Below are 16224 nucleotides of genomic sequence, written 5' to 3' on the forward strand. Positions count from 1 at the left end.
AACCTCAACCGAAAACTCCGGCTGAGGTTGGGCGTTGCGGAACGGTTTTCGGCGAATTGCTTTTGGCAGCCGTTGAAAGCGTTAAGTCGTTCGCCGACCTATTGTGGCTTAGGCTTCTTCTTCCTTAGGTGCCTCTCCCCGGAAAGCGTCGAGCTTGGCCACGGCGGGTAGTTTGACGGGCTTGTTTTCCTTGGCCGATTTGTAGATGGCTTCCATAATGCGCTGGTCTTGCAGACCTTCTTCGCCGGGCGTGTAGGGCGTTTTGTTTTGGCGCACGCACTCGGCCATGTGGTCCATTTCGAGGGCAAACTGGTCCTTCTGCGGGTCGTTGGGCGTTTCCTTTAGCTGCTTGCCGCCGGGCGCGTGAATGCGCTCTTGGTGCAGGCCTTTGTAGGGGAAAGCCGGGTCCATCTTGATGCTGCCGGTTTCGGCGTACACGGTGTAGCTTTTGTTGTTGAAGGAGCCGTACCCGGTCATGCACTGTGAGATGGCGCCGCTGGGGAAGCGCAGTGTAAAGCTCACATTCTCTTCGATTTCTTTGAACCGGTCGTCGCCCGACGTGCTGTAAATCTGGGCCGATACCTCGATGGGCTCCTCTCCGAGGAGGAAGCGGGTGGTGTTGAGGCAATACAAGCCCACGTCGGGCAGGGAGCCGCCGCCGGCCAGGGCTTTTTTATGGCGCCACTGCTGGTCGTGGGCCTGGTTTTGGGTGTTCATCATTTGCAGCATCTTGGTGGCGCCGTAGGTTTTGTCGCGCACCAGCTTCTGCACCTGGCGGTTCAGCGGCTCGTACTGAATGCGGTAGGCAATCATGAGTTTTTTGCCGGCTTTTTTGCAGGCCTCAATCATTTCTTCGCACTCTTTGGCCGAGTTGGCCATGGGCTTTTCGCAGAGAATGTGCTTTCCTGCCTTGGCGCCCCGAATGGTAAACTCGTGGTGCATGGAGTTGGGCAGCACGATGTAAATCACCTCCACCTCGGGGTTATTCTTGAGGTTGTCGTAGGTCTGGTACGAGTAGCAGCTGCTGGGCTTGATGCCGTACTGCTGAGCTACTTTGGCCATTTTATCGGCGTCGCCGCTCACCAGCGCTACTGGTTTGGCGTGCTTGCACTGAGCAAAAGCCGGCAGAATCTCATTCAACGTAAGGTGGCCCAGGCCTACCACGGCATAGCCCACGCGGCGCTCGGGCGCGTCGGGGTTGAAGGGCTCGGCGCCTTTGGGGTCGGTGGGGGCTTCGAGCGGCGGCAGCTTGATATCAAGCGGGCCGCTGGTGGGCGGGAAAGCTTCTTTGGCCGCAGTGGCTGCTCCGGCAGCGGCCAGGGGTAGGGCACTAGCCACGCCCACCGCCAGCAGCCCCCGGCCGGCGTGGTTGATAAAGTGGCGGCGCGAATAGTCGTAGCCGTTTTCGGCTTCGGAGTTGAAGGCCGTGTTATAAGCGGTATTTTCCTGGAACATGGTCATAATTGGAAGAGTACAGCTTTTGCTTACGTGCCGGGCCGGCTTGCGAGTTGCCGAAAATTTCGGGCTGGTTGCGCTTATTGCAGCCATGGTTCAGCTTGAGCTATGCGGGTGAGTGCCTGCCGAGCCCTGCGGTTTTTTTCAGAGAACTGCTTCGGGTCCAACTGTCAATTTACAAGTACATTTGTAGTCCCCGTATTGGGATTATAATTGTTTTCAACTGTATGATGCCGGTTCTGACCCGCTCTTTCTTTGTTGCTTTTCTCGGCCTGCTAACGGGTAGTCTGGCCCAGGCCCAAACCATCACGCCCATTGGCACCATCCAGGGCACGGGCGTGCTGGCCACTTCGGGCACCTACACCATCGAAGGCGTGGTGACGGCTGTGTACCCAGGCCTGAGCCCGGCTGGCTTCTACGTGCAGAACGACGCCGCCAGCGCCGATGCCGACCCTACCACCTCGGACGCCCTATACGTGGTGCAAACCAACCCTGCCGTAGTGGTGGGCAACCGCGTGCGCATCAGCGGGGCAGTGCAGGAAATTGCCAGCACACCTTCCTTCAACCAAGCCGTACTCACCAGCCCCACCATTACCGTGCTGGCAGCCAGCAGCCCGCAACCAACCTTTACGGTGCTCGACAATGCTACTTTTTCCATAGCCAACGCGGAGGCATATGAAGGCATGCGGGTGCAGTTTTCGGCTCCGGTTACGGTGTCGGATTTGTCCACGCTGAAATCGCGGGGTGAGCTGGATATTTCCCTGCGCGGCCTCGTCTACCAACCCACCCAGCTGGTGGACCCCAACGACGACCCCGCCAGCGGCACCAGCAGCACAGGCATCAGCAACGTGCCCGCCGTAAATGCCTACCAGGCCGCCAACGTCGGTAAGTCCCTGCTCCTCGATGACGGCCGCGTCACCGTCAATCCGCAGCCTATTCCCTACCTCGACGCGGCCACCGGCACGGTACGGGTGGGCAGCACCATTACGCAATTACGTGGCATTATGGGCTATGCCAGCAGCAGCTGGCGCATTCAGCCTCTGGCTGGGGCCGACGCGCCAGTAGTAACCACCGTGCGCCCGCCAGTGCCGGTTTTCAGCAATGCGCAGGTGAAAGTGGCCAGCATGAACGTGCTCAATTTCTTCAACGGCGACGGGCTGGGCGGCGGCTTTCCGACCTCGCGCGGTGCCAATACATTGGCCGACTTCCAGCGTCAGCGCAGCAAAATCATCGCCGCCCTCACCCAGATGAATGCCGACGTATTTGGCCTGATGGAGATTGAGAACGATGGCACCGGCCCCAATTCGGCCATTCAGGACCTGGTAAACGGCCTGAACCAAGTGCTGGGCGCGGGCACCTACGCCTTCATCAACGACGGGGCCAACAGCCAGCCCAACAACACCGACCTCATTCACTGCGCCATCGTCTACAAGCCGGCCGTCCTTACGCCCTACGGCAACGTGCTGCTGGCTACCGTCACGGGCACCTTCGAGCGGCCACCGCTGGCCCAGCTTTTTACCACCAACAACACGGCCGTGCGCGACACCTTCGCGCTCGTCGTGAACCACCTGAAGTCCAAGGCCAGCGGCAGCGGGGCCAACGCCGACCAGCAGGATGGCCAGGGCGCGTCCAACCTGCGCCGGAAGAATCAGGCCGCCGCTCTGGTACAGTTTATTAACAACACGGTGCGACCCGCCGGCACGCGCTACGTGGTGAGCGTGGGCGACTACAACGCCAACTACGAGGAAGACCCCATGGACATTCTGCGGGCCGCCGGCTTTGTGCTGAGCAGCCCCGCCAGCAGCGTTTCCTACGTCTTCAATGGCCTGAGCGGCAGCCTCGACCACGCTGTGCTCTCGCCCGAGCTGGTCGGCCACGCGGCCGTAGAAAAGTGGCACATCAACGCCGCCGAGCCCGAGTTTCTGGAATACGATGTGGCCGGTGCGGCTACAGACGTTACCAGCCCCTTCCGCTCCTCCGACCATGACCCCGTGTTGATTGGCCTGAACTTCCGCAGTACCGTGACGGGCACGGCAAAATCAGCTACCACAGGCCAGCTTCAGGTATTTCCGAATCCCGCTACGGGGGCCTTCAACCTGCGCCTTGCTGGCTTTGAAGCGCGGCCGATGACGCTGGAAGTCGTATCCGCGCTGGGCCAGCGCGTGCTTTCGCTGCATGGCTCGGCTGAGTATTTGCAGGCTGAAATCCGCCAAAAGACGTTGCGGCTGCTGCCGGGTACCTATTTGCTACGGCTGAGCGGCGCTGGATTTAGCCAGGCGCAGCGCGTGGTGAAGCAATAAGGAACAATGCCCGGCCCGCGAGATGCCTTGGCTACGCTCGGCATGACGTTCTTCGCTGTCGCAAATCCTGCCTTAGCCAACCATGAAACCCCGCCGCAAGCCCGCCCTGCTCCGTAAGCCGAGCCATTTTCCCGAAGAAAACGTGGTAGAGCGCTGGGACGCCCGCCACCTGCTGGGTCATACCGAGTTCGAGGAATATCACTTCATCAACTGCGAGTTCGGCGAAGCCGATTTGAGCCGGCTGCGCTTTACCGACTGCCGGTTTGAGCGCTGCAACCTCTCGGCGGCCAAGCTAGCAGGCACGGCCCTGCAGAACGTGGCGTTTGACGAATGCAAGCTGCTAGGATTGCAGTTTACAGCCTGCCGCGATATGCTGTTTGGCGTGCATTTCGACCAGTGCCAGTTGCGCTATGCCTCCTTCGCGGGCCGCACCATGCCCGCCACCCGTTTCGTAGGCTGCAACCTGGAGGATGCCGATTTTGCCGACGCCGACCTCACCGAAGCCGTGTTTCAGGAGTGTGTGCTGGCGGGCACGGTATTTCAGAATACCCGGCTGTCGGGCGCTGATTTTCGCACTGCTACCGGCTTTACCATCGACCCCGAAGCCAATCCGCTGAAAGGTGCGAAATTCACTTTGCACGGCCTGCTGGGGGTAGTTGCCAAGTGGGAATTGGTGGTGGAATAACGTTTGCGCAGAAGGTCCTGAATGAGGCTTAAATATGGCCTTTCCTGAATGTCAACGCAAAAAACATAGCCGCGAGGGTTCCGGATTCGATTCCGGTTGTTAGATTGCGGGGGAATTCCCATCTATGCCCGAAAAAATGGCCCTTTCACCGGGCTGTTGTTCCCCTTTCGGTTCCTTGTTAGTAGGCGGCGCCGGAGCGCTTCAGAGCAACTCACAGGCTCGCTTCCGGTTGCGCCAGACGCCGCCTTGCGCGACCAGCGCGCGGGTGTTTTTTTATCTTGCTACAACGAATTCAGATGGCCAATCGCCGCGCTTCCATTACCGACCTCGCCAAGACCCTGGGCTTGTCGCCCTCCACTATTTCCCGTGCCCTCTCCGACCACGACGACGTGAGCGAAGCCACCAAGGCCCGCGTGCGCCAGCTAGCCGAAGAGCTACACTACAAGCCCAACCAGCTGGCCGCCGCCCTGCGTCGGGGCCGTAGCAACACACTGGGCGTGCTGGTACCGCACATCACGGGGCACTTTTTCCCACAAGTGGTACACGGCATCGCCACCGAAGCCGCCAAGCTGGGCTTCAACGTGATGATTTGCCAATCGAACGAAGACACCCGCCAGGAACAAACCAATATCGACCTGCTGATGAACTCGCAGGTGGAAGGCATCATGGTATCGCTGGCCAATACAACCCACGATTTCCGGCATTTCGAGGCCGTGCGCCAGCAGAACATTCCGCTGGTGTTTTTCGACCGCGTGGTGGAGGATTTCGAGGGCAGCAACATCAGTTCGGTGATGATTGACGACTATCAGGGCGCTTACCAGGTGGTGACGCACCTTATAGAGCAGGGCTGCACGCGTATTGCCCACCTTAGCGGCCCGCTGCACCTCAATATCCACAAAAACCGCCACCAGGGCTACCGCGACGCCCTCACCGCCCACGGTATCGAGGTGGACGAGGAGTTGATTTTGTTTTGCGAGATGAACCAGAAGGGCGGCACCCAGGCCATGCGCCAGCTGCTAAAGCTGCCTCAGCGCCCTAATGGCGTGTTTTCGAGCAACGACCTGGCGGCCATCGGGGCGGTACAAGCCGCCAAAAGCCAGCGCCTGCGCGTGCCGCAGGATGTGGCCGTGGTGGGCTTCAGCAACGAAATGTTCACCACCCTCACCGAGCCCAACCTTTCCTCGGTAGACCAGCGCTGCGAGCAAATGGGTAAAACCGCCGTGCAGCTGCTGCAAAAAATGTTGAAAGGCAGCCCCCAGCGTCAGGGCCCCCCCAAGCCCATCGTGCTCAAGCCCAAGCTATTGGTGCGCGAGTCGTCGCAGCGCCGATAATTGTAGAACGTTATGCCGAGCGTAGCCAAGGCATGACGTTCCTTTCCCCACCTTTTATCGTCCTCCGCCGTAGGAAGCCATTTGCGCCGCTTCGCTGTTATCATCAGCGAAAACCTACTGCTGCTTGATGTCCGATACTGCTGTTTCGCCCGATGCCCCTGCTGCCAAAGTAACCCTCTGGACGCCGTTCGCCTACTCCGTTTTCCGCGCTATCTGGATTGCGGGCATGGTATCTAACGTGGGCACCTGGATGCAGAACGTGGCCGGGGTGTGGCTCGTGACCATGCTCACCAGCTCGGCACTGCTGGTGGCCCTGATGCAGACCGCCACCTCATTGCCTTCCTTCCTGCTCAGCATGCCGGCCGGTGCCATGGCCGACCTCATTGACCGCCGCAAGCTGCTGCTGCTCACGCAGGGCTTCATGGCGGTGGTGGCCACGGGGTTGGGAGCCCTCACCCTGATGAACGGCATTTCGGCCTACGGAGTGCTGGGTTTTACCTTCCTGCTGGGCATGGGCGCGGCCCTGAATGCACCCATCTGGCAGGCAGTGGCCACGGAGTTGGTGCCGCGGCCGGTACTGCCCTCAGCTATTACGCTCAATGGCGTTAGCAACAACATTGCGCGGGCTATTGGACCGGCCATTGGCGGGGCCATTATTGCCTATTACTCAGCAGGCTGGGTGTTTATTCTGAACGGAATTTCGTTTTTGGGCACCTGGGCGGTGGTGTACTTCTGGAAGCGCAAGCCTACGGTGACCAGCGGACCGGCCGAAAACTTCATTGGCGCGTTGCGGGCGGGGATGCGCTACGTGCAGTATTCGCCGGCCATTTATGGGGTGCTGGTGCGCACGTTCGCGTTTGCGTTTGGGGCGGCGGCCATGTGGGGCCTGGTATCGGTGGTGGTAGCGCGCAAGCTGCACCTGAGCTCCGGGCACTACGGGGTGATGCTGTCGTGGCTGGGCGCGGGCGCCATTACGGGAGCGCTGCTGATGGGCCGGGCGGGCTCGCGGCTCACTTTCAATCAACGCGTGCTGCTGGGTGTACTGGTTTTCGTGGGTACCAATACCGCGTTGGCACTGGTGACGCAGATTTACATTCTTTACGCGGTGATGTTCATTTCGGGCATTGCCTGGCTGATGGTGATGACCAGCTTTAGCACCACGGTGCAGCTGAGTGTGCCGCGCTGGGTGCAGGCCCGCGTGATTAGCGTGTACATGCTGGTGTTTCAGGCGGGCCTCTCGGTGGGCAGTCTGGTGTGGGGCGAGCTGGCCGACCACCTCTCGCTGGAAATTGCGCTGCTGGCCGCCGCCGGCTGGATGCTGGCCAGCACGCTGCTGGCGTTGCCCTTCCCTATGAAATCGGCCGAGGGCCTGGACCTGGCTCCCGCCGAGCACTGGCCCGACCCCACCACAAAAGGCCCCATCGACCCTGACGATGGCCCCGTGCTGGTGATGGTGGAATACCGCATCGACCCCACCGACTGGGCCGCTTTCCAGGCTGCCGCCGAGAAGCTAAAACGGCTGCGACTGCGCGACGGCGCCCTGCGCGCTGGCGTGTTTTCCGACGTGGCACAGCCCACGCGCATTACCGAGTTTTTCTATGTGGCTACCTGGGGCGAACACGAGCGCCAGCACCACCGCTTCACCCGCGAAGACCAAGTGGTGGAGGCCCGCGTGCGGCAGTTTCATCGAGGGCCCGAGGAGCCCAGGGTTACGCACTTTCTATCGTTCCCCAATACATCAAATGTGGAAATGGCCACGCCCATTGCCACGCTGGAAAGCCAGCGGTAAGGCCTGCCGGCTTACTGCCCACCCAGCCGGTAGTGGTCGAGCCAGGCATTGGCAGCACCCTCGTCAATAAAGCGGGCGTATTGAAAAAGCGCGGCCCGGTCGGGTGACTTCTCCGATTCACCTTCGGCTTCCAGTTCGGCAAGGCGGTTGGGCAGTACGAGGAAGGCTACGCAGAGCCGGCGGTCGAACTCGCGTTGCACTTTGGGCAGGAAAGTAGTTACGACCCATTCGGGGCCATTGCGGCTGCGGTCGACGCGCCGGCGGGCATCCATCAGCCAGTGCGTGCAGTTGTGTTCGAGGGCTGCCAGGCGCATGGTTTCGTAGCCCTCACGCAACTGCTCCTCGCTGATGGACGCAAGCCAGCGCCCGATGAGAAGGCACGAATCGGGCCGGTAAGAGACGTGCAGAAAAGAGCTTGAGGCGAGTTCCTGGTACATGGGGCACAACAAACCACGGCTATATTTCGACAATGGCAAGCCTGCCAAAGCTACGCAGTTACGCGTAATGCCAAAGACGCTGAGCCGCGCTGGCACCACGGCTGCTTTTTGTGCTTACGAAGCCGACGGGCGAGCTGGATTACGCTCCCAAAGCTGCTTTAGGAATTCCTGCTCGGCCAGCCACTGGCTTTGGCGGCCCAGCAGCCACTGCTCCGAATTTTCAGTTTCTGCTGGTGGCTCAATGGCGCGGGCCAAGGGCTTGAGGCGGCCCGCCGCAAACGCCAGGCACGCCTGGAAGTCTTCGGGCTCCAGCACCGGGTGCTGGGCCTGAATTTCATCCGTAGTCAGGCCCGCCGCCAGCCAATCAAGCACTTGCCACACGGGATAGCGCAGGCCGCGCACCGTAGGCTGCCCTTCACAAATGGCCGGATGGATGGTAATACGGGGAATGGCTGGAAAATTCATATTTCCAATATTACAAAAACCCGGCCGGGTGCGCAACTGGCCCGTTGCTACAGCAGTCGCTCCAGGTCGCCGAGGTGGTCGATGCGGACGGGCGCTTCCGCCTCATTCAGCTGACCAAAGCCGTAGGTAGCGAAGATAAACGGCACGCCCGCCGCTTGACTGGCAGTGAGGTCGCCCAGGGTATCGCCTACATATACAGGTGCTTGCAGGCCAAACTCCGCCACTATCTCGCGGATGTTTTCGGATTTTGGCAGCAGCTTGGTGCCGAAGCACTGGTGCCCTTCGAAGTAGCGTTCCAGGCCGGTGTGTTCGAAAAAAGCCTCCACGTAGCCTCGCTGGCAGTTGCTGACGATGAACAGGCGGTAGCCCTGGTTCAGCAGATAGCGTAACGTGGTTTCCAGGCCGGGGTAGGAAGCTCCGCCGTGCTCCACGGCAGCGGCCAGCTCGTGGCGGGCGCAGAGGGTGCGGTACTCATCAAATTTTTCAGCGGGTAGGTTCGGAAACAGCCGCTCATATACCACGGTGTAGGGCTGGCCGGTCACGGCCTGCACTTGGGCCAGGGTCACGTCGTGGTCAATGTAGTCGACGCTGCTGCTGGCCGTCTGGAAGGCTTTGGTAATGGCCACCGAGGCATCCCATAAGGTGCCGTCGAGGTCGAAAATCACGCTGTCAAATTGAACGGGCATAGGCTGGTATGAGCATTTGATGTCTGGCGTGGTTGGACCAGGCAACGGCAAAAAGGACCAGCAAAACCACTCGCCGGTCCTGAACTAACTTGCTGAATAGCCTTCGGGTTCTTATTCGTACAAATCCTGCGGGTCGGCGGCGGCCAACTCTACCAGGAATTGTGCGATGTTCGTGGTCACGGCTTCGAGAAAGGCAGCGCCTTTTGCGGCCGTGGCAGCGGCAGGGTTGCCCACGCCGGTATCGGCCGAAACCTGGCTCCATTCGCGTTGCGCCCAGGCCCAGCCCTGGCGCAACGCCGCGATGCGGAATTGCTTGGCCGCCCCGTCGCCGGCTTCGGCCAATGGGCTCACCAGGTGGGGGGTGATGTGCAGCATGGTGCTGGTTTCCAGCTCGTCGGCATGGTCGCCGGGCGCGTCGAAATACTGATTGCGGTCGGCCGCTTTAAACCAGTTCAGCGTACTTAGGAATACGTTGGGGAAATCGGCTTGCAGTTCGCGCAGCATCTGGCGGAAGTCATTGCCGCCGTGGCCGTTCAGAATCACCAGCTTCGGGATGCCCTGGCGGGCTAAGGTGTGCACAATGTCGCCCAGAATAGCCAGCTGCGTGCTCGGGTTCAGGTTCATATCCAGCGTGATATCAAGCTGGCCGGTGTTCACCCCAAACGGGATGCAGGGCAGCACCACCACTTTTGCGCCCTTCTCCCACGCCTTGCGCGCGGCCTCCGCCGCCACGTAATCGGCCTGGATGTTATCGGTAGCGTAGGGCAGGTGGTAGTTGTGCGCCTCGGTGGCACCCCAGGGCAGGACCACTACTTCATAGTAGTGCTCCTGCACAGTTTTCCAGGTGGTTTCAGCGAGAATGTAGGGACGCGGGGCCATTAGGGGAGGGAGAATGATGACGTAAGAACGAAGTTATCGGTTGTGGTGCAGCTCGTGTCGGCTAAGCGCAGATTATGTTAAAAATAATTACCTTTGAATTAACCAACTGGTTAATTCATGAAAAGCTTGGATGCCTCCACCCGCGACACAATTCTGACTTTAGCCAGCGCTGTGTTCTATCAAAAGGGCTTCAGTGGGGCTCGAATGCAAGAAATTGCTGACTTGGCCGGCATCAATAAGGCGATGTTGCACTATTATTTCAAGAGCAAGGAGCAGCTGTTCGACATGGTATTTCAGCAGGCCTTGGGGCAGTTTCTGGGCGGCATCGCGCAGGTGCTGAGTGGCACGGCCCCGCTACAAACCAAAATTGAGCAGTACGTGGCCTACACTACTACGGCCCTGATGGAAACGCCGGCCCTCGCCGCCTTTATCATGCACGAGTTGCAACAGCATCCCGAGCGCCTCAGCGCCCAGTTCAGCGACCGCCGCATTATCGACCTGACCAACTTTCGGCAGCAGCTGGCTGCCACCAAGCCGCAGTATCAGGAGCCTAATGCGGCCGAGCATTTTTTTGCCAACATGGTGTCTCTGTGTGTGTATCCTGTGCTGGCCCAGCCCCTACTCAGCCCCCTCATGCACAAGAATGAGGCAAAATACCGTGCTTTTCTCCGTGAGCGTACCTCTCACATCACGCAGCTGCTGCTAAGGCAGCTGTGAGTTTTTTTTACTCGTTCATTAACCAACTGGTTAGTTTAAATTCACTCATGATACATTCAACCAATTTTACCCAACGGGCTAGCTTTGGCGGCGCGCTGGTTTTTCTGGTCGTGGCAATGGCCGCTGGCTACTATAATATCGGCTTGCCACCAGTAGTAATTGTGGGTGGCTCGGGCACGGTAGCACTCCTGCTGTGGTACAGAACCAACCTGAGCCGTCCCACCGACCCCGCGCTCATTCTGCCGCTTTTCCTGCTGACGGTAGCGGCCCTGGAAATTCACATGACGGAGGAGTACCTGACCGGCTTTGGCCCGGCGATGAGCCGGCTGTTCGACATCAGCTGGACGGAGCGGGGCTTCCTGCTGGTGTTCGCCTTTTTTGGTCCCGTGCTGTATACGCTCACAGCGTTGGGACTGTACTATCGCGTGCCCATCGCAGGCTTTATGGCTTGGTTCATTTTCATTGGGCCGGGCGTGGCCGAATTCACGCACTTTATTTTTTCGGCCCTAAAACCGGCTATTCATCCCGAACTGACCCACACAATTTCGGCCGTGGTAAGCAACGGGCATTTTGTGGCTAACATGCCGAACTATTATTTCGGCACTACCGGCCATTACTACTTTCCCGGCATGTGGACGGCCGCGCTGCCCATGCTGCCGGGCATTTATGCCATCGTGCGGCTATTGCGAGTGCACCGCCAAGGGACGCTTTAGCACTATTGTACGAGACGCTCCAATAGCACGATTGGCGCATCGTGGTAGGTGGAGCGAGCGTATTCGTGGTAGCCGAATTTGGCCGCTACGCGTAGCGAGGGCTCATTTTCGGGGTGAATGATGCACACCGTCCGCACCGGTCCGAAGTGCTGCGCGCCCCATTCCAAGGCAGCGGTCACGCCCTCGGTGGCATAGCCCAGTCCGTGGATGGCGGGGTCAAGCACCCAGCCAATTTCGGGTGCGTCGCCCAGCGGCGGGTCAATGTCGCGCTTCAGGTTCAGAAAGCCGATGCCGCCCACAAAGCGGCCACTGGCTTTTTCCTCCACAGCCCAGAAGCCATAGCCCATCACCGCCCAATGGCCAGCGCTGCGCAGCAGCAGCTTCCATACTTCCTCCGCTGGCATGGGCTCCGGGGTAAAGTAGCGGTGGTAATCAATGTTCCGGCTCATGGCAAACCAGGCATCGAAGTCATCGGCGCGAAAGCCGCGCAGGCGTAGGCGGCTGGTTTCCAGTATGGGGGCTAGTTGGATAGGAGGAGTGGTGGACATTGCAGAAGGAAAAAGTGCGGGCAAACCAGGGCGGCTCAGAACAGGCTGCGTTCCGGCCGGTCCCGTGTTTCGGAGCGCAACTTACGGTTATTTACCACAGCACCGGAACGCCAACGGGCCCCGACGCTGCTTGCGCCGGGGCCCGTTTCATAGTAGCTGCTGCCAGCTGGCAGGCCATTGCTCTACCAGGAACCGCTGTTGTCGTTGCTGCTGTCGAAGCCTCCGCCGCCGGTGTCGCCGGACGACGGGTCGTCGTAGGAAGAATTATCGTCCGACGAGAAGTAGTCCGACGAGTTATCTGAGGCCGTATTAGCGTCGGAAAAATAGTCGGGGGAGGTATTTTCAGTCGTGCCGCCGTCGCGTGAAGAAAAGTAGTCGCCGGCCGCACCCGTGCCAGCAGCACCCGCTACCCCAGCCGCGCCAGTGTTGAAATTGCTGTTGTCATAATTCGACATGTTCTGACCCGATGTATCGTGCCCCGATGCCATGCGGTTGCCGATATAGGCACCGGCCGCTGCTGCCGCACCAGTAGCCAGCATACCGCCGATGCCGGAGCCGCTGCTTTGCATTGGCATCTGGCCATAGCCGGCAGGGCCGTAGTTGCCGGGGGCCTGGCCGTAACCGCCACCAGCCGGACCGCTAGGCCGATTAGGGTAGAAGTTAGGCGTGCCATTCTGCGGGGCGCTGCCCGCCGCGCTACGATTGCGGAACATGCGGATGATAAACCACAGGATACCGCCAATCACAAGCGCGCCAATTAGCAGCGTGCCCATGCCCGGGCCCGATGGCGCCGACTCAATGGGCGTCGTGACGGGCTCGTTGGAGGTTGGGTACTGGGTATTCTGCGACAGGTTCGACGATGCCGATGATTCCGTCGTGCTCATGCCGTCCGTTGCGCCGGGCGTGGCAACGTCGTTGCTAGCGGCTGCCTGGTTCTTCGCTGTATTGGGGTTAGCCGTGGCCATCAGCGTATTCAGGCCGGTGCGTAGACCGGCGAAATAGTTGCCCTGCTTGAAGCCGGGCGTCATTTCATTGATGACGCGGCTTGTCACAGCTGGCGTGATGACGCTCTCCAACCCACTGCCGGGCTGGATGGTCACCTTGCGCTCCTGCTGGCTCACCAGCACCACAATACCGTTGTTTTTGTCGCGCTGCCCCACGCCCCAGGCGTTGCCCAAGGCCCGGCCGTAATCGGACACGGTGCGGCCGCCCAGCGAGGGTACGGTCACGACCACCACTTGCGTCCCAGTGTTGTCGGCGTAGCGGCGCAGGCCGTTTTCCAGCTTCTTAGCGTCGGCCGGCTGCATCAGCTGGGCCTGGTCATTGACGAAGCGGAAGGGGTTGGGCCGGGGTGGCAAGCCGTCGGTCTGGGCCAGCACAGGCCGCGCCAGCCCAGCCGAGAGAAATAGAAAAGCGAAAAGCAGGAAACGATGCATAGCTCAGCGGATGAAGTGGAAAGCCTTTGATGCGCCTTCTACGTCATCCGCTGCTAATTAGCTGCCCGTAGAGGCCACCCGCACTTTCAGTACCAGCTTCTTGTCCTTGTCGAAGCCGTCGGCTTTGATGTTGGGCCGGTGCACATCGCTTGGGAAGAAAACGTAAATAGTGCCGGGCTTGGCTTCGTAAAGCGTGCCTTCGGCGCTGTAATTGGCCACGTCACGGGTCTCATCGTAAGGCTTAGTCACAGTGGCTTTGTCGATGGGCACCACCCCAATTTTCTCGGCTCCCTGCACCACGTACTGCATGTCGATGAACTTGCGGTGCGATTCCCAGTTGGTTTTATCGTAGTCTTTGGTAGGGTTTTCGGTCACGGCAGCGGTTACGTTATCACCGTCTACCGGGTACTTGCCGGGCGTGAGCTGGTCGAGGTTGGTATCGCGGAAGTAGGCGAAAGCCTTATCCCAGACGGCCTTGTTGGCATTATACTGCTTGGCAAACTCGACTTTGTCAATCGACTCCTGCACATTCAGCTTCAAGCCATTGGCCCAAACGCGGCTCTTGAACCACTTTTCGGCCTTTTTTTTGGTCCAGGTCTCGGTGGTAGCAGCAGGAGTGGTTTGGGCGCGGGCCGTGAAGCCAAGCGCCGCCACACCAAGCAGCAGCAGGCCGGTTTTCAGCAAGGGATTTTTCATGTTTGAAAAGAGAGAAAGCGTCATTGAACGCGGTGAAGATACCGCGTGCTGGCAGCTTCCGTGCCAGTTAGGCTGCGGCTAGAGCTGCAACCTGGGTGGCAGGGCGTACTACGCCGCGGCCGGCTCCACGGCCCGCTCGAAACGCTGGCGGCCGTCCGCCTCGGGAGCATCAGCCGGCGCGAAGCCGTTGCGTAGCAGCACCTGCTGCGCGGCTGGCTCATCAGCTGGAATATGCGCTACCAGCCGGCGCACCATGCCCGTGGCAGCTGCTTGCTGCACCAGTCCCGCTACCAGTTCCGTGCCCAAGCCCTGGCTGCGCCAGTCCGAGGCAATGGCGTAGTCGATTTCGGCTGTGCCGGTGGCATCGGGCGGGCCCAGGAAGCCACCCATGCCCACGAGGGTGCGTGGAGCGGCATCGTCGGCTTTGCGTAGGGCATACCAGCCATACCAGCCGGCAGCATCACGGCCGCCGGCCGTGAGCTGCGCCAGCGCATTCTCCTGAATGGCGCGCTCGTAGGTGCTGGGCGGCCAGTTATCTGGTAGGGCGGCCCCCAGCAACACCGGGAAATAATGGGGCTTGTGCAGCTCGGCCGTGAGCAGGGCGCGGCTGGCCGACAGAATGGTGAGGTGGGGCGTTTGGGTGATAAGCGGAATCATAGTGGAATTAAATTATACGAAGCGGCGGCGCGGCCGGCGGCATTGATTACGGACCAACAATGAAGACGAACAAATTGTCCGAAAATTTGCTTTTCTCGCAGCGCTGCCTACCTTGCAGCCGCAAACATCGCAACTCATGCTCCAGACGCGCTACTTTTTTGGCTTTTATTACTTCTACGCCACCGCGTAGAACGAGCCGCCGTTTGTAGCTAGCCCTCAAGCATCTCCAGCGCCGCTCGTTCTTCGGGAGGCGCTTTTTTAATGCCTATTTTTCCGCTCATGCAGTCCCTGCAAGCCTTCTTCTTTAGCTATTGCTGCTACTTCTTTTATCCGAAGAAGCCGGCCCCTTGTTGCCCGTGCCAACCATCGCACGACAATCAACAACCAGGGCCATCGCACAAGCGAGGCCCTTTTTTATTGCGTTCAGGATGGTAACAGGGAAAACAGAGACGGTAATGAAAGCCAGCCAACAACCAAGCACCATGCACCAGGCACCAAGAAACGTATCCATCCAGGGTTTTCAGGGAAGTTTCCACGAAGTAGCGGCCCGTCAGTTCTTCGGGGCTAAGCCCGAGTTGCTGGCTTGCACCACCTTCGCGGCTGTGGTGGCCCATGTAGTAAATGGCACAGCTGACGCGGGCCTCATGGCCATGGAAAATTCGCTGGCCGGCAGCATTCTGCCCAACTACCTACTCCTGGAGCGCCATGCTGTCCGTGTGACGGGGGAGGTGTACCTGCCCATTCACCAGCACCTGATGGGCCTGCCCGGTACCACGCTGGCCGATGTGCAGGCCGTCCACTCCCATCCCATGGCCCTGCGCCAGTGCGGCGAATTCCTGGACCGCCACCCTCACTGGAAGCTGGTGGAAACCGACGACACCGGCCATAGTGCCCAGCTCCTGGCCGAAACCCGCACGCCCGGCGTGGCTGTAGTGGCCGGGGCCCAGGCTGCTGCGCAGTTCGGCCTCGAAATCCTCGCCCCCGCCATCCACGACGACCCGCACAACTACACCCGCTTCCTGGTGCTAGAGCGCGCCGAAACCGCTGAAAGTGACCCGTTGGCAGATAAGGCTTCGCTCTATTTCTGTGCACCGCACGCGCCGGGGAGCCTGGCTGCCGTGCTTGCTCGTGTGGCGGCACAAGGGCTGAATCTGAGCAAGCTGCAGTCGTGTCCGCGTTCCGGCCATGCTCGTACCCCGGCAGGAGCCTGGCACTACGGATTCCATGCCGATGTGGAGTTTGCTGAAATCAGCCAGCTGGAGGCATTGCTGGATGATTTAGCGCCAGTCACGGAGGAGCTGCGGGTGCTGGGGGCGTACCGGCGCGGCAGCATGGAGGAGGCAATGGGTGCAGAACTGTCATTGCAAGCAGAGCGCAATGGAGCGCAGCAATCCGTCCTCTCGGCGCGACCAACCCTCGAAATGTGACCA

Annotated in this window: 16 protein-coding genes; 7 read left to right on the forward strand and 9 right to left on the reverse strand. The window is 60.0% G+C overall.

What is annotated here, in order from left to right:
• Positions 1–108: 108 nt before the first annotated feature.
• Positions 109–1461 (reverse strand): Gfo/Idh/MocA family oxidoreductase, encoded by a 1353-nt coding sequence (locus J4E00_RS14400; protein WP_317196630.1) that lies wholly within the window; start codon positions 1459–1461, stop codon positions 109–111.
• A gap of 221 nt (positions 1462–1682) precedes the next feature.
• On the opposite strand from J4E00_RS14400, the gene J4E00_RS14405 reads away from it, so the two are divergent.
• From J4E00_RS14405 to J4E00_RS14420, 4 genes are all read left to right on the forward strand, one after another.
• Positions 1683–3755 (forward strand): ExeM/NucH family extracellular endonuclease, encoded by a 2073-nt coding sequence (locus tag J4E00_RS14405; RefSeq protein ID WP_208175880.1) that lies wholly within the window; start codon positions 1683–1685, stop codon positions 3753–3755.
• An 82-nt stretch (positions 3756–3837) separates the two neighbouring features.
• Entirely contained in the window at positions 3838–4440 is a 603-nt protein-coding gene (locus J4E00_RS14410; RefSeq protein WP_208175881.1) for a pentapeptide repeat-containing protein, read from the forward strand.
• A gap of 296 nt (positions 4441–4736) precedes the next feature.
• A complete protein-coding gene (locus tag J4E00_RS14415; protein ID WP_208175882.1) occupies positions 4737–5771 on the forward strand; it encodes a LacI family DNA-binding transcriptional regulator in 1035 nt (344 codons plus the stop codon).
• Positions 5772–5898: 127 nt separating this feature from the next.
• Positions 5899–7560, forward strand: coding sequence for an MFS transporter (locus tag J4E00_RS14420; RefSeq protein ID WP_208175883.1), 1662 nt, complete (start codon positions 5899–5901; stop codon positions 7558–7560).
• 11 nt (positions 7561–7571) lie between these two features.
• Here the strand turns inward: J4E00_RS14420 and J4E00_RS14425 are convergent, their stop codons facing one another.
• From J4E00_RS14425 to J4E00_RS14440, 4 genes are all read right to left on the reverse strand, one after another.
• Positions 7572–7997, reverse strand: coding sequence for a hypothetical protein (locus tag J4E00_RS14425; protein WP_208175884.1), 426 nt, complete (start codon positions 7995–7997; stop codon positions 7572–7574).
• A gap of 114 nt (positions 7998–8111) precedes the next feature.
• Positions 8112–8462, reverse strand: coding sequence for a DUF433 domain-containing protein (locus J4E00_RS14430; RefSeq protein WP_208175885.1), 351 nt, complete (start codon positions 8460–8462; stop codon positions 8112–8114).
• Positions 8463–8509: 47 nt separating this feature from the next.
• Entirely contained in the window at positions 8510–9148 is a 639-nt protein-coding gene (locus J4E00_RS14435) for an HAD family hydrolase (protein ID WP_208175886.1), read from the reverse strand.
• Between the two features lie 111 nt (positions 9149–9259).
• The gene (locus tag J4E00_RS14440; protein WP_208175887.1) at positions 9260–10027 is read right to left on the reverse strand and encodes a creatininase family protein; all 768 of its coding nucleotides are present in this window, start codon (positions 10025–10027) and stop codon (positions 9260–9262) included.
• Between the two features lie 117 nt (positions 10028–10144).
• Between J4E00_RS14440 and J4E00_RS14445 the strand changes: the two genes are divergently transcribed.
• Both J4E00_RS14445 and J4E00_RS14450 read left to right on the forward strand, forming a co-directional pair.
• Positions 10145–10744: a TetR/AcrR family transcriptional regulator gene (locus J4E00_RS14445; RefSeq protein ID WP_208175888.1), complete on the forward strand. Its 600-nt coding sequence runs from the start codon at positions 10145–10147 to the stop codon at positions 10742–10744.
• Between the two features lie 47 nt (positions 10745–10791).
• Complete coding sequence (locus J4E00_RS14450) at positions 10792–11457, forward strand: hypothetical protein (RefSeq protein WP_208175889.1); 666 nt, start codon at positions 10792–10794, stop codon at positions 11455–11457.
• Between the two features lie 2 nt (positions 11458–11459).
• Here J4E00_RS14450 and J4E00_RS14455 read toward each other — a convergent pair whose 3' ends face one another.
• The 4 genes from J4E00_RS14455 to J4E00_RS14470 all read right to left on the reverse strand — a co-directional run bounded on the left by J4E00_RS14455 (position 11460) and on the right by J4E00_RS14470 (position 14794).
• On the reverse strand, positions 11460–12005 hold the full coding sequence (locus tag J4E00_RS14455) for a GNAT family N-acetyltransferase (RefSeq protein ID WP_208175890.1): 546 nt from the start codon (positions 12003–12005) through the stop codon (positions 11460–11462).
• A 182-nt stretch (positions 12006–12187) separates the two neighbouring features.
• Positions 12188–13441, reverse strand: a complete 1254-nt coding sequence (locus J4E00_RS14460; RefSeq protein WP_208175891.1) for a TPM domain-containing protein — start codon at positions 13439–13441, stop codon at positions 12188–12190.
• Between the two features lie 57 nt (positions 13442–13498).
• Positions 13499–14137, reverse strand: a complete 639-nt coding sequence (locus J4E00_RS14465; RefSeq protein ID WP_208175892.1) for a YhcH/YjgK/YiaL family protein — start codon at positions 14135–14137, stop codon at positions 13499–13501.
• 108 nt (positions 14138–14245) lie between these two features.
• The gene (locus J4E00_RS14470) at positions 14246–14794 is read right to left on the reverse strand and encodes a GNAT family N-acetyltransferase (RefSeq protein WP_208175893.1); all 549 of its coding nucleotides are present in this window, start codon (positions 14792–14794) and stop codon (positions 14246–14248) included.
• 482 nt (positions 14795–15276) lie between these two features.
• Here J4E00_RS14470 and J4E00_RS14475 point away from each other — a divergent pair, with 482 nt between their 5' ends.
• Positions 15277–16221 carry a prephenate dehydratase gene (locus J4E00_RS14475; RefSeq protein ID WP_208175894.1) on the forward strand — a complete coding sequence of 315 codons (945 nt, stop codon included), beginning with the start codon at positions 15277–15279 and terminating at the stop codon, positions 16219–16221.
• The last annotated feature ends 3 nt before the right edge of the window (positions 16222–16224 follow it).

The sequence above is a fragment of the Hymenobacter negativus genome, from assembly GCF_017571495.1.
In the GTDB taxonomy this organism is placed as follows: domain Bacteria; phylum Bacteroidota; class Bacteroidia; order Cytophagales; family Hymenobacteraceae; genus Hymenobacter; species Hymenobacter negativus.

Coding starts and splice junctions, on each gene's coding strand:
- J4E00_RS14400 (WP_317196630.1), bottom strand. CDS start 1,461: ATGACCATGTTCCAGGAAAATACCGCTTATAACACGGCCTTCAACTCC.
- J4E00_RS14405 (WP_208175880.1), top strand. CDS start 1,683: ATGATGCCGGTTCTGACCCGCTCTTTCTTTGTTGCTTTTCTCGGCCTG.
- J4E00_RS14410 (WP_208175881.1), top strand. CDS start 3,838: ATGAAACCCCGCCGCAAGCCCGCCCTGCTCCGTAAGCCGAGCCATTTT.
- J4E00_RS14415 (WP_208175882.1), top strand. CDS start 4,737: ATGGCCAATCGCCGCGCTTCCATTACCGACCTCGCCAAGACCCTGGGC.
- J4E00_RS14420 (WP_208175883.1), top strand. CDS start 5,899: ATGTCCGATACTGCTGTTTCGCCCGATGCCCCTGCTGCCAAAGTAACC.
- J4E00_RS14425 (WP_208175884.1), bottom strand. CDS start 7,997: ATGTACCAGGAACTCGCCTCAAGCTCTTTTCTGCACGTCTCTTACCGG.
- J4E00_RS14430 (WP_208175885.1), bottom strand. CDS start 8,462: ATGAATTTTCCAGCCATTCCCCGTATTACCATCCATCCGGCCATTTGT.
- J4E00_RS14435 (WP_208175886.1), bottom strand. CDS start 9,148: ATGCCCGTTCAATTTGACAGCGTGATTTTCGACCTCGACGGCACCTTA.
- J4E00_RS14440 (WP_208175887.1), bottom strand. CDS start 10,027: ATGGCCCCGCGTCCCTACATTCTCGCTGAAACCACCTGGAAAACTGTG.
- J4E00_RS14445 (WP_208175888.1), top strand. CDS start 10,145: ATGAAAAGCTTGGATGCCTCCACCCGCGACACAATTCTGACTTTAGCC.
- J4E00_RS14450 (WP_208175889.1), top strand. CDS start 10,792: ATGATACATTCAACCAATTTTACCCAACGGGCTAGCTTTGGCGGCGCG.
- J4E00_RS14455 (WP_208175890.1), bottom strand. CDS start 12,005: ATGTCCACCACTCCTCCTATCCAACTAGCCCCCATACTGGAAACCAGC.
- J4E00_RS14460 (WP_208175891.1), bottom strand. CDS start 13,441: ATGCATCGTTTCCTGCTTTTCGCTTTTCTATTTCTCTCGGCTGGGCTG.
- J4E00_RS14465 (WP_208175892.1), bottom strand. CDS start 14,137: ATGAAAAATCCCTTGCTGAAAACCGGCCTGCTGCTGCTTGGTGTGGCG.
- J4E00_RS14470 (WP_208175893.1), bottom strand. CDS start 14,794: ATGATTCCGCTTATCACCCAAACGCCCCACCTCACCATTCTGTCGGCC.
- J4E00_RS14475 (WP_208175894.1), top strand. CDS start 15,277: ATGCACCAGGCACCAAGAAACGTATCCATCCAGGGTTTTCAGGGAAGT.